11 protein-coding genes are annotated in these 12,176 nt (G+C 63.2%); 4 read left to right on the plus strand and 7 right to left on the minus strand.

The genetic code is table 11. The features are described 5' to 3' along the window. Positions 1 to 306 precede the first annotated feature (306 nt). The 7 genes from ABX74_RS04705 to ABX74_RS04735 form a co-directional block, all read right to left on the minus strand. A complete protein-coding gene (locus tag ABX74_RS04705) occupies positions 307 to 729 on the minus strand; it encodes a metal-sulfur cluster assembly factor (protein ID WP_003944963.1) in 423 nt (140 codons plus the stop codon). Then, positions 726 to 1,229, minus strand: coding sequence for a Fe-S cluster assembly sulfur transfer protein SufU (gene sufU, locus ABX74_RS04710; RefSeq protein ID WP_003944894.1), 504 nt, complete (start codon positions 1,227 to 1,229; stop codon positions 726 to 728). The genes ABX74_RS04705 and sufU overlap by 4 nt, the downstream gene beginning before the upstream one ends. Positions 1,230 to 1,232: 3 nt before the next feature. After that, the gene (locus ABX74_RS04715; RefSeq protein ID WP_003944865.1) at positions 1,233 to 2,498 is read right to left on the minus strand and encodes a cysteine desulfurase; all 1,266 of its coding nucleotides are present in this window, start codon (positions 2,496 to 2,498) and stop codon (positions 1,233 to 1,235) included. Positions 2,499 to 2,503: 5 nt separating this feature from the next. After that, positions 2,504 to 3,310: a Fe-S cluster assembly ATPase SufC gene (gene sufC, locus ABX74_RS04720; protein ID WP_003944795.1), complete on the minus strand. Its 807-nt coding sequence runs from the start codon at positions 3,308 to 3,310 to the stop codon at positions 2,504 to 2,506. Positions 3,311 to 3,371: 61 nt separating this feature from the next. Further along, positions 3,372 to 4,592 carry a Fe-S cluster assembly protein SufD gene (gene sufD / locus ABX74_RS04725; RefSeq protein ID WP_020907733.1) on the minus strand — a complete coding sequence of 407 codons (1,221 nt, stop codon included), beginning with the start codon at positions 4,590 to 4,592 and terminating at the stop codon, positions 3,372 to 3,374. Next, the gene (sufB, locus tag ABX74_RS04730; protein ID WP_003944799.1) at positions 4,592 to 6,052 is read right to left on the minus strand and encodes a Fe-S cluster assembly protein SufB; all 1,461 of its coding nucleotides are present in this window, start codon (positions 6,050 to 6,052) and stop codon (positions 4,592 to 4,594) included. The genes sufD and sufB overlap by 1 nt, the downstream gene beginning before the upstream one ends. 155 nt (positions 6,053 to 6,207) lie before the next feature. Next, positions 6,208 to 6,954 carry a helix-turn-helix transcriptional regulator gene (locus ABX74_RS04735; protein WP_269455348.1) on the minus strand — a complete coding sequence of 249 codons (747 nt, stop codon included), beginning with the start codon at positions 6,952 to 6,954 and terminating at the stop codon, positions 6,208 to 6,210. Positions 6,955 to 7,084: 130 nt separating this feature from the next. On the opposite strand from ABX74_RS04735, the gene mptB reads away from it, so the two are divergent. The 4 genes from mptB to ABX74_RS04755 are packed head-to-tail and all read left to right on the plus strand — an operon-like array spanning position 7,085 to position 12,070. Further along, positions 7,085 to 8,839: a polyprenol phosphomannose-dependent alpha 1,6 mannosyltransferase MptB gene (gene mptB, locus ABX74_RS04740; RefSeq protein ID WP_082148452.1), complete on the plus strand. Its 1,755-nt coding sequence runs from the start codon at positions 7,085 to 7,087 to the stop codon at positions 8,837 to 8,839. Further along, on the plus strand, positions 8,836 to 9,777 hold the full coding sequence (locus ABX74_RS04745) for an ABC transporter ATP-binding protein (RefSeq protein ID WP_007727917.1): 942 nt from the start codon (positions 8,836 to 8,838) through the stop codon (positions 9,775 to 9,777). Before mptB ends, ABX74_RS04745 begins: the two co-directional genes overlap by 4 nt. 14 nt (positions 9,778 to 9,791) lie before the next feature. Then, entirely contained in the window at positions 9,792 to 10,628 is an 837-nt protein-coding gene (locus tag ABX74_RS04750) for an ABC transporter permease (protein ID WP_411269023.1), read from the plus strand. Between the two features lie 47 nt (positions 10,629 to 10,675). Further along, positions 10,676 to 12,070, plus strand: coding sequence for a hypothetical protein (locus ABX74_RS04755; protein ID WP_223257842.1), 1,395 nt, complete (start codon positions 10,676 to 10,678; stop codon positions 12,068 to 12,070). Positions 12,071 to 12,176: the final 106 nt, after the last annotated feature.

The raw sequence follows: 12,176 nt of genomic DNA on the forward strand, positions 1-12,176 counted from the left end.
AACAGGTATATGCGTCCGCTGGACGCTTCGAACTGATCGGGGCACTTCGAAATGAGACGAATACATTGGAAAGCTCGGGTGGAAACTGGCAAATCGCCCGCCGGAGATCACATCGTGACAATCAGCTGCGATGTTACCGATCAGTCAGCTTCCAGCAAATATTCATCAAACAACCATTTGGGACTATTGTCCTGAATATCATGGCTAAAACGGCCCTATATAACAAACCGAAGCGCCGGTACCCGACGAACAGGCACCGACGCTCCGGTGAAATGTATTCAGTTGATCGTGCAGCGAGGCTGCTTGTCAGACCGTGAAGCCGAGTGCGCGCAGTTGCTCGCGTCCGTCTTCGGTGATCTTGTCCGGTCCCCACGGCGGCAACCACACCCAGTTGATCTTCATGTCGGTACACAGATCGCTACGCACAAGTGCGCCGCGCGCCTGGTCCTCGATCACGTCGGTCAACGGGCACGCCGCCGACGTCAAAGTCATGTCGATCGTGACGACACCGTCGTCTTCGAAGAGTCCGTAGACCAAGCCGAGATCGACGACGTTGATTCCCAGTTCGGGGTCGACGACGTCGCGCATCGCTTCTTCGAGTTCGTCGAGTCGCTCAGGCGACGGGACAGTGCCACTGCCCTGTGCGCCACCGAATTCCGCAGTGGAATCGGGATTCGGATTCACCGGAGCGCCGACCTCGGCGTCCTGCACTGGTTGTGTCTCGGTCATGATCCCTGTCCTTCAGTCGTGTCGACCAATTCACTGCTGCTGTCCGCCGTCGTCACAGCACTGCCGTCGACAATCTGGACTACAGCATCCTTGAATGCCATCCATCCGAGCAAGGCGCACTTCACGCGTGCCGGATACTTCGAGACACCGACGAACGCGATGCCGTCGCCGAGAACGTCCTCGTCCCCCTCGACGGTGCCCCGACTGCTCACCATCTCGTTGAACGCCGTCACCGTCTTCAATGCGTCGGTGACCTGCATCCCGATGACGAGGTCGTTCAGCACCGACGTCGACGCCTGGCTGATCGAACAACCCTGACCGTCGTACGAGACGTCGGAGACCGTTCCGTCCTCGGAGATCTGGACGCGCAACGTCACCTCGTCGCCACACGTCGGGTTGACGTGGTGCACCTCGGCGCCGAACGGCTCACGGAGTCCGCGGCCGTGCGGATGTTTGTAGTGATCGAGGATCACTTCCTGATACATCTGCTCCATGCGCATGATTCAGTTCAACTCCCCTGCGACACCGAAAAATTCCTGCGCACGCTTGATCGCTGCAACGAGAACATCGATTTCCGCGGTGGTGTTGTAGAGCGCAAACGACGCACGGGCCGTCGCAGCGACACCGAACTTACGATGCAGCGGCCACGCGCAATGGTGTCCGACGCGGATCGCGACGCCCTCGTCGTCGAGGATCTGTCCGAGGTCGTGGGCGTGAATACCGTCCACGACAAAGGAAATCGCTCCGCCGCGGTTCTCGGACGTCTGCGGTCCGATGATGCGCAGACCTTCGATCGCCGACAACTTTTCGAGAGCAGCCTCCACCAACACGTGCTCGTGCGCGGCGACGGCGTCCATCCCGAAGGTGTTCAGGTAATCCACGGCAGCGCCCAGTCCGACCACCTGTGAGGTCATCGGTACGCCGGCTTCGAAACGCTGAGGCGGCGGCGCGTAGGTGCTGACCTCCATGGTGACCGTCTCGATCATCGACCCGCCGGTGATGAACGGAGGCATCGCTGCCAGCAGTTCACGACGGCCGTAGAGAACTCCGACCCCCGAAGGGCCGAGCATCTTGTGGCCCGAGAACGCCGCGTAGTCCACTCCCAGTTCGTGGAAGTCGACGGCCATGTGAGGCACCGACTGGCACGCGTCGAGCACGACGAGTGCACCGACGGCGCGTGCTCGTCGCACCAATTCCTCGACGGGCGCGATCGCGCCGGTCACGTTGGACTGGTGGGTGAACGAAACGACCTTCACCGCGTCCGTCAGCTCCAGCGAATCGAGATCGATCCGGCCGTCGTCGGTGACGCCGTACCACTTGAGCGTCGCACCGGTTCGGCGCGCAAGTTCCTGCCAGGGAACGAGGTTGGCGTGGTGTTCGAGTTCGGTGATGACGATTTCGTCGCCAGGACCGACATGGCGGTCGAAGCGATCGTCACCGAGAACGTAGGTCACCAGATTGAGAGCCTCGGTGGCGTTCTTGGTGAACACCAACTCGTCCGAATCCGCGCCCACGAAAGAAGCGATGGTGGCGCGAGCATTCTCGTACGCGTCCGTCGCCTCTTCTGCGAGCTGATGAGCACCCCGGTGTACTGCCGCGTTACACGTGGTCAGGAAGTCCCGTTCGGCATCGAGAACCTGGACCGGACGCTGCGAGGTAGCGCCGGAATCCAAGTACACCAAAGGTTTTCCGTCGCGCACGGTTCGCGCCAGGATCGGGAAGTCGGCCCGAACCGCTGTGACGTCGAGCTCGCGCACCGAGGTGGTCATCGTGATTACGCTCCCTGGGTAGCTGCGGTGTCCGCGGTGAAACGAACGTAGCCGTTGGTCTCGAGCTCGTCGGCCAGCTCCGGTCCACCGGACTCGACGATGCGGCCACCGACGAACACGTGAACGAAGTCGGGGTTGATGTAGCGCAGAATGCGCGTGTAGTGCGTGATCAGCAGAACACCGCCGTTCTCGCGCTCCTTGTAGCGGTTGACGCCTTCGGAGACGGTACGCAGAGCGTCGACGTCGAGGCCGGAGTCGGTCTCGTCGAGGATCGCGATCTTCGGCTTGAGCATGCCCAACTGCAGGATCTCGTGGCGCTTCTTCTCGCCACCGGAGAAGCCTTCGTTGACCGAGCGCTCGATGAACGAGGGATCGATCTCGAGCTCGCTGAGGGCTTCCTTGACTTCCTTGACCCAGTGGCGCAGCTTGGGAGCCTCGCCTCGCACGGCCGTGGCGGCGGTGCGCAGGAAGTTGGACATGGAAACGCCGGGAACCTCGACGGGGTACTGCATCGCCAGGAAGAGCCCGGCACGTGCACGCTCGTCGACGCTCATTGCTAGGACGTCTTCACCGTTGAGGGTGATGGAGCCGGACGTGACCTGGTACTTGGGGTGACCGGCGATGGCGTACGACAGAGTCGACTTGCCGGAGCCGTTGGGGCCCATGATCGCGTGGGTCTCGCCGGAGCGGACCGTCAGGTCGACGCCCTTGAGGATCTGGATGGGCTCGGCGTTGGCATCGGAGTTGGCGACCTCGACGTGCAGGTCACGAACCTCGAGGACCGAGGTGGTGGTGTTGTCACTGGTAGACATGAAATTCCTTCAAGATGAGGCGGGCGAGCGTAGCGACGGGGTGGTGTCGCAGGCGGGGCGGTCAGGAGCCGACGGCTGCGAGTTCGGCTTCGACTGCGGCTTCGAGGCGATCGCGCACCTCGGGAACAGCGATCTTGTTGATGATTTCGTGGAAGAACCCACGTACGACCAGACGACGAGCCTGATCCTCCGGGATACCACGAGCACGCAGGTAGAACAGCTGCTCGTCGTCGAAACGTCCCGTTGCACTTGCGTGGCCGGCACCGACGATCTCACCGGTCTCGATTTCGAGGTTCGGAACCGAGTCGGCGCGGGCGCCGTCGGTCAGCACCAGGTTGCGGTTGAGCTCGAACGTGTCGGTGCCCTCCGCTGCGGCGCGGATGAGAACATCGCCGATCCACACGGTGTGCGCGTCGGGCTTGCCGGATCCGGGATCGCCCTGAAGCGCACCCTTGTAGACCACGTTGGACTTGCAGTTGGGCTGCGAATGATCCACCAGCAGACGCTGTTCCAGATGCTGGCCGGCGTCGGCGAAGTACAGGCCGAGCAGTTCGGCGTCGCCGCCCGGTCCGTCGTACTTGACGGTGGCGGACAGGCGAACCAGGTCGCCGCCCAGGCTGATCGAGGTGTATCGAAGCACTGCGTCGCGATTCAGGCGAGCGTGGTGTGACGTCACGTGAACTGCGTCGTCCGCCCAGTCCTGGATGGCCACCACGGTCAGCTGCGAACTGTCACCGAGAACGAATTCGATGTTCTCCGCGAAGGTTCCGCTGCCGCGCTGGTCGATCACGAACGTCGCCTTGGCGAACTGTGCCAGGTGAATCTGGGTGTGCCCGTAGGCGACGTTGTCGACTCCGGGGCCGGTCATGGTGACCACGACTGGCTTCTCGACCTCGACCTCGGCGCCCACCGAGATGACCGTTGCAGTCTCGAAGCTCGAATACGCCTGCGCTGCAATGCGATCAGCGGGAACGCCGGCTTTGCCCAGACGCGCGTCGTCACGGCCGACGGTCTCGACGGTGATGTCGCTTCCCCCGTCGACCTCGACGGTGACCTGTCCGTTGGCGACGGCGCTGCCGTCATGCAGTCCCCGGAGACGACGCAGCGGGGTGAACCGCCAGATCTCGTCACGTCCGCCGGGAACCTCGAATGCATTGACGTCGAACGAGGAGAACTGCTCGCCCTTGTTCGTGATAGGTGAGCCTGTGGCTGCACCCTTTACAGGAGCGGTCGGGTTCTCCCCGGCAACAGCTCCGATGACTCCGGTCTCTGGCGTGGTCACTAACCCACAGCCCCTTCCATCTGAAGTTCGATAAGGCGGTTGAGCTCGAGCGCGTACTCCATCGGGAGTTCCTTCGCGATGGGCTCGACGAATCCACGCACGATGGTGGCCATCGCCTCGTCCTCGGTCAGTCCGCGGCTCATCAGGTAGAAGAGCTGATCGTCACTGACCTTGGAGACGGTGGCCTCGTGACCCATGGTGACGTCGTCCTCGCGGATGTCGACGTACGGGTAGGTGTCGCTTCGGCTGATCTGGTCGACCAGCAGAGCGTCACACTTGACGGTCGACTTGGAGCCGTGGGCACCCTTGTTGACCTGCACCAGACCGCGGTACGACGCACGTCCACCACCACGGGCGACAGACTTGCTGATGATGGTCGAGGACGTGTGCGGCGCGAGGTGGAGCATCTTGGCGCCGGTGTCCTGGTGCTGGCCCTCGCCGGAGAACGCAACGGAGAGAACCTCACCGCGGGCGTACTCGCCCATCAGCCACACGGCCGGGTACTTCATGGTGACCTTGGAGCCGATGTTGCCGTCGACCCACTCCATGGATCCGCCTGCCTCGACCTTGGTGCGCTTGGTCACCAGGTTGTAGACGTTGTTGGACCAGTTCTGGATGGTCGTGTAGCGGCAGTGGCCGCCCTTCTTCACGATGATCTCGACGACGGCCGAGTGCAGTGAATCGGACTTGTAGATCGGCGCGGTGCAACCCTCGACGTAGTGCACGGAGGCATCTTCGTCGACGATGATCAGGGTGCGCTCGAACTGACCCATGTTCTCGGTGTTGATGCGGAAGTACGCCTGCAACGGGATGTCCACGTGGACTCCCGGCGGAACGTAGATGAACGAGCCGCCGGACCACACGGCGGTGTTCAGCGCGGAGAACTTGTTGTCGCCGGCCGGGATGACCGATCCGAAGTACTCCTTGAACAGCTCCGGGTGCTGCTTGAGACCGGTGTCCGTGTCGAGGAAGATGACGCCCTGCTCCTCGAGGTCCTCACGGATCGAGTGGTAGACGACCTCGGACTCGTACTGAGCTGCGACGCCGGCAACGAGGCGCTGCTTCTCCGCCTCGGGGATGCCGAGCTTGTCGTACGTGTTCTTGATGTCCTCGGGCAGATCTTCCCACGACTCGGCCTGCTTCTCGCTGGACCGGACGAAGTACTTGATGTTGTCGAAGTGAATACCTTCGAGGTCGCTGCCCCAGTTCGGCATCGGCTTCTTGTCGAAGGTGCGCAGCGCCTTGAGGCGGATGTCGAGCATCCACTCGGGCTCGCTCTTCTTGGCGGAGATGTCCCGCACGACAGCCTCGGACAACCCGCGCTGCGCGCTGGCTCCGGCTTCGTCGGAATCGGACCAGCCGTAGCCGTAATGACCGAGGGACGCGATGGTCTCTTCCTGCGTGAGCGGCTCGGTGCCTGCTGCCGCAGTGGTAGTCGCCTGGTCTGATGTGACGGTCATGCGAGCTCCTTCCGGAGTCTTGTTTCTTGACGGCTGCTCGGGTTCAGCGAGGGCTGGTCGCTGTGGTCGAGCAGTTCTGACTTTGAAGAACTAGCTGAAAAATCTCTATTCGAACGCTGCACGGTGGCAACGCTCGGTAGAACACTGTGGTCCGGTCATCTACTCCCGGTGGACACGAGGGGCACGTGCGTCGTGCAGGCGCAGTCACCGTTGGCGATGGTCGCCAGACGCTGGACATGAGTCCCGAGCAATTGCCGGAATGCTTGCTGCTCTGCCTCGCACAGTTCCGGAAACTCTTCTGCCACATGGGAAACCGGGCAATGGTGTTGGCAGATCTGCACGCCGTTGCCGACCGGCCGGGTCGACGCTGCGAACCCCACCGCATTGAAGGCTTCGGCGATTGCGTCCGCTGTCGCCTCGACGTTGTCGACATCTGTCGGATCAGCCGGTTCGACGTCTCCGACGATCGCCTGGACCCGACGCTTGGCGAACTCCTCGATTGCCGCGTCTCCGCCGATTTCACGGAGTTGCCGCATCGCGGCTCCCGCCAGATCGTCGTAGGTGTGGCCGAGGCGGCCGCGACCGGTCGCGGTGATCTGGAACTGCTTGGCGGGACGACCTCGTCCACGCTGACGCAGCGACGACGCCGAAGCGGTACGGGCTTCGCCCGACTCGATCAACGCATCCAAGTGACGTCGGACACCTGCGGCACTCAAACCGAGGCGTGTGCCGATTTCGGAGGCGGTAATGGGGCCTTCTTCGAGTAGCAGCTTGACCACTGCCGCCCGCGTCTGACCTTCGACGCTCACCGTAACCGGATTTGCGGCAGCACTCGGCGAGGCCGCTACAGTGGGCTGACCTGCAACTTCCTTGCTTCGTGGGTCTGACGCATTTCTTTTCACAACACAAGTGTGACGGAATTCTTTTCGCAGGTCTACTAAGGGCAACCTGCATTACATTCGGGAATATCCGGACAACGTGCGTTGTTTGTGCTTGTCTGTCCGGCTGGATGGAGCCGCTACGCTGCCTGGTGTGCCGCAGACCCCCGAGAAGACGACGACCGCGCGATCGGCGCGCGCGATCCTGCTGGAAAAACCCAAGGCACTCGCGCTTTCCACAATCGGCGTTCGACCTTTCGGATCCGCTCCCCGGCAGAGTATGGCCGCGGTGCTGCACGGCGACGAGGACGAGCGCCCGGGCCTGAACGCGAAGGAAACCGCACAACTGCGAGGGATCCGCCGATTCGGCGCGACCGGCGCGGTCTTGATGGCAGTCGGAGCGCTCGGCGCCGGCGCACAACCCGTCCTGCAGAATCCGACCGCAGGACTTCGAGTCCTCAGCCTTCCCGGACGTATGCCGACGGTCTCACTCACCATGACGATGACCGGAACCGTGCTCGTCGTTCTCGCCTGGCTGATGATGGGCCGATTTGCAGTCGGGGACATACGCAGCCGTTCCGGCGCACCGCGGCGCATGACCCGTTCCCAGTTGGACCGCACACTCCTGCTGTGGATCCTGCCGCTCTCGGTCGCACCGCCGATGTTCAGCCGCGACGTCTACTCGTATCTGGCACAAAGCGAAATCGCGGCCCGTGGACTCGATCCGTACGCCATCGGCCCCAAGGCGGCACTGGGCGTCGACCACGTTCTCACCCGTACGGTTCCGACGATCTGGCGCGACACCCCGGCTCCGTACGGTCCGTTCTTCCTGTGGCTGGGACGCGGGATCAGCTCACTGACCGGCGACAACATCGTGGCCGGAATCTTCTTGCACCGCTTGCTCGCATTGGCCGGCGTCGCGCTCATCGTGTGGGCGATACCTCGACTGGCCAAGCGATGCGGTGTCTCTGCTGTCAGTTCGCTCTGGCTCGGTGCCGCGAACCCTCTGTTGCTCTTCCACTTGGTGGCCGGCATCCACAACGAAGCGCTCATGCTCGGGTTGATGCTCGCCGGAATCGAGATCGCCCTCCGCGCAGTCGAAGGGTCCGGGCCCATCCGTGGGCAAGCGCTGTTCTATCTCGTTGCGGGATCAGGTTTGATCGCGTTGTCGTCGACCGTCAAGATTCCGTCCTTGCTTGCGCTGGGATTTGTCGGCATGGCCTTGGCTCGGCGTTGGGGTGGAACCTGGAAAGCCCTGGCGGGAGCCGCGATTCTCCTGGGCGTCGTTGCCGCTGTCGTCACGTTTGTCATCAGCGTGGCCAGTGGGCTCGGTATGGGTTGGATCAACACCCTCGACACCGCCACCGCAGTCCGGAGTTGGATGTCCATCCCGACGCTCCTGGGCGTCGGCACGGGATTGGCCGGTGTACTGCTCGGACTCGGCGATCACACGACGGCGATCCTCACGATCACGCGGCCCATCGCGACTCTCGTCGCCATGCTCGTCACCGCACGGATGATGATCTCGGTGTACATGGGCCGCATACACCCGGTCGGTGGACTCGGCATCGCGCTCGGAGCGATCGTTCTCCTGTTCCCCGTCGTTCAGCCGTGGTATCTGCTGTGGGCGATCCTTCCGCTGGCCGCGTGGGCAACCGCACCGATTTTCCGCATCCCTGCCGTCGTCTTCACCTCGATCGTCAGCGTCATGTTGATGTCCAACGGCGCCGAATACCTTCCGTTCATGATCGTGCAGGCCGTCATCGCGACCATCCTCACCGCCGGAACGCTCATCGTCTTCACCCGCAATTCACTCCCCTGGCGTAGCGACAAGCCAGTAGCGGAGATCACGAAAGGCGGACCGGTAGACGAAGACAACTCGGCGGGGGCTTACGCTGATTCCCCGTGACCTCGAGAGCCTCCAGATCGTCGACGCCGGCGGTACAGATCCAGGGTGTCGTCAAGTCCTTCGACGGTGTTCGAGCCGTCGACGGTATCGATCTCACTGTCGAGACGGCCCAGGTCGTTGCCCTGCTCGGCCCCAACGGAGCCGGTAAGACAACCACCGTCGAGATGTGCGAAGGGTTTGTCACCCCCGATGCCGGCACGGTTCGAGTGCTCGGTCTCGATCCCATCGCCGACTCCGGTGAAGTCCGCTCGCGAATCGGCGTCATGCTGCAGGGCGGCGGCGCGTACCCCGGGTCCAAGGCCGGAGAAATGCTCGACCTCGTGGCCGCATACTCGGCCGACCCGCTCGATCCCGCCTGGCTCCTTTCCAAACTGGGCCTCACCGATGCGCGCAAGACCCCGTACCGACGTCTTTCCGGAGGCCAGCAGCAACGACTGTCCCTGGCGTGCGCGCTGGTCGGCCGCCCCGAATTGGTATTTCTGGACGAACCCACCGCTGGACTCGACGCTCAGGCGCGCCTGCTCGTGTGGGAACTCATCGACGCTCTGCGACGCGACGGCGTGAGCGTCCTGCTCACCACGCACCTCATGGACGAGGCCGAAGCGCTCGCCGACGAACTGGTCATCATCGACCACGGCAAGATCGTCGCGTCGGGAACGCCGGCCGAGGTCACCAGCAAGGGCGCCGAAGGACAACTCCGTCTGACGACGGTTCCCGGTTTGAGCCTCGATTCGCTGGCCGGTTCGCTCGCGGGGTTCCGCATCGAGGAATCCAACCCAGGCACCTACGTCGTCGAAGGTGCAATCGATCCGGCAACCGTGGCAACAGTTGCGACGTGGTGTGCCGATCAGGACGTGCTGATCAACGACATTCGCGTCGATCAACGGAGTCTGGAAGACGTCTTCCTCGAATTGACGGGCCGGGAACTGAGGGGATGACGGAGATCAAGGTCATGAACGAAACAGCGTCGAACGGCCAGAACAGTCCCATCAGCGTTGCCAGAGACCGACGGCTCGCCGAGAACCGCTTCGAGCCAGGCACCTTCTCGCCGGATCCCCGCCCCAATTCGGCGGCCAAGATGCTGGCGGCGCAGACCAAACTGGAGCTGACACTTCTGCTCCGCAACGGTGAGCAATTGCTGCTCACCATGTTCATCCCGATCACCCTGCTCATCGGACTGTGTCTGCTTCCGATCGGCGATTTGGGCGATTCTCGGGTGGATACCGTGCTCCCTGGTGTCATGATGGTTGCCGTGATGTCGACGGCGTTCACCGGACAGGCCATCGCCGTCGGATTCGATCGCCGATACGGCGCGCTCAAACGACTCGGTGCAACGCCTCTACCGCGGTGGGGAATCATCGCAGGCAAGAGCGCTGCCGTCATCATCGTCGTGGCGCTGCAGTCGCTGTTGCTCGGCGCTATCGGTTTGGCGTTGGGGTGGCGTCCGTCGTTCGTCGAACTTGTACTCGGCGCAGTGGTCATTGCCATCGGTACTGTCACATTTGCCGCGCTTGGCCTCCTGCTCGGCGGTACTTTGCGAGCAGAAATCGTTCTCGCGCTCGCCAACATCCTGTGGTTCATCATGGTGGGCATCGGCAGTGTGGTCTTCGCCAGCGGTGAACTCCCGACCGCTGTTCACACGCTGGTGCGCATTGTTCCGTCCGGCGCACTGGCACACGCACTCGAAGCGGCCCTCGACACCTCGATGGACTGGTTCTCGATTCTCGTACTTCTCGTCTGGGCCGCAGTGGCCGGAGTCTGCGCAGCAAGGTGGTTCAAGTTCACGTGAGTACACGACGGACAGCTCAGATCGTCGGCTGTGTGGCCGCAACAGTGATGTTGTGTGCCGGACCCGCAACGGCGACCCCTTCGGTGTCCGGTCCACTCGCACCTGCAAATCCGCACCTCGGTCCCGTCGGTACTTCCACCATGCACGGTGACGCGGGCTCGTCCGACGTCACGCCGCTGCCTGGTCCAGGAACCGGCCCACACGAGGTGACAGCTTTCCCGATGATGGCCGCCTGCCCGACGGTCCTCCAGGGTTCCGACGGCATGATCGTCTCGCTCTGCACGACGATGATCGGCCAGATCCCAACAATCCATTTGATCGATCCGAAGGCCGACGCCACGCCGTTGGGCCGGTCGGTCGCGCAACTGCCGCTCGCGAAGGGCAGCCTCCTCGGCGGCGTCTACGCCTACCTCGACAACGAGAACCGTCTCGTAGCCGTCGACGGAAACCGTCAACTGGTCCGTATTTCCCATGCGCAGAATCCGGACGGCAGTTGGCGGCTGGAACTCGCGGATGTCATCGATCTCAGTGGTGCGGTTGCCGCCGACGACAACGTCACCGGTCTCGCCCCGGATTGGGACGGCAATGTCTGGTTCGCCACCGGGCACGGCACCGTCGGGTACGTCGGCACGGATCGAATCGCGCACAGCATTGCGCTCCCCGAGGGTGAGCAGGTGCAGAACAGCATCTCCACCTCCCCGACGGGCACTGCCGTCGCAACGACCCACGCGCTCTACCAACTGAAGCGAAGTGGCGACGAGGTCGTCATCGACTGGCGTCAGCCGTACGACCGCGGGCCGGCCCGCAATCCGGGTCAGCTCAGCTGGGGAACCGGATCGACTCCGACATACTTCGGCCCGTCGACGGGCAGCGATTTCCTGACCATCGTCGACAACGCCCACCCGACGGTGAGCTTGCATGTCTATCGCGCTGACACGGGCGCCGAGGTGTGCACGCAGCCGGTGTTGTCCGCGGCCAGCAAGGACGGCTCACCGAGTGGCAGCGAGAACTCCCCCGTCGGCATCGGTCATTCGGTCTACGTGGCCGGCACTTACGGATACCCGTACCCCACGACTCCTGAAGGTGCCGGTCCAGCGGTCCCCGCCACGGCACCCTTCAACGGCGGAATGACCCGGGTCGACATCGATCCGGTCGGCTGCCATGTCGTGTGGGACAACACGATTCGTAGCTCCGCGGTACCGCACCTCTCGACGGCGGACGGCTCGATCTACACCGTCACGCGGGACGGTAATCCGAGCACCTCTCCGCTCGACGGGTACTCGTTCGCGGTGATCGACTCGAAGGACGGGTCACAGATCGGTTCGACTCCCCTGCCGTCGACCATCCTCAACGACACCCTGCAGATGTCGGCACTCATCACCGAGTCGGGCGAGTACTTCCAGGGAACGATCTCAGGAATCGTGCGCGTTCGCGCGAACTGACGCGAGCTGGTCCCGACGACGCGGGGCAGCTCGCTTCGCGCCTGCTTCAACGCCTGCCCCCAACGACGCGGGGCAGGCGCGGAGCGAGCTGGCCCCAACGACACTG

It is taken from the genome of Rhodococcus sp. ARP2, assembly GCF_001029585.1.
Lineage (GTDB): Bacteria > Actinomycetota > Actinomycetes > Mycobacteriales > Mycobacteriaceae > Rhodococcus_F > Rhodococcus_F erythropolis.

Excerpts from the sequence above, each read along its gene's own strand:
- ABX74_RS04705 (WP_003944963.1), bottom strand. The coding sequence starts at position 729 with ATGACCGAGACACAACCAGTGCAGGACGCCGAGGTCGGCGCTCCGGTG.
- sufU (WP_003944894.1), bottom strand. The coding sequence starts at position 1,229 with ATGCGCATGGAGCAGATGTATCAGGAAGTGATCCTCGATCACTACAAA.
- ABX74_RS04715 (WP_003944865.1), bottom strand. The coding sequence starts at position 2,498 with ATGACCACCTCGGTGCGCGAGCTCGACGTCACAGCGGTTCGGGCCGAC.
- sufC (WP_003944795.1), bottom strand. The coding sequence starts at position 3,310 with ATGTCTACCAGTGACAACACCACCACCTCGGTCCTCGAGGTTCGTGAC.
- sufB (WP_003944799.1), bottom strand. The coding sequence starts at position 6,052 with ATGACCGTCACATCAGACCAGGCGACTACCACTGCGGCAGCAGGCACC.
- ABX74_RS04750 (WP_411269023.1), top strand. The coding sequence starts at position 9,792 with ATGAACGAAACAGCGTCGAACGGCCAGAACAGTCCCATCAGCGTTGCC.
- ABX74_RS04755 (WP_223257842.1), top strand. The coding sequence starts at position 10,676 with ATGTTGTGTGCCGGACCCGCAACGGCGACCCCTTCGGTGTCCGGTCCA.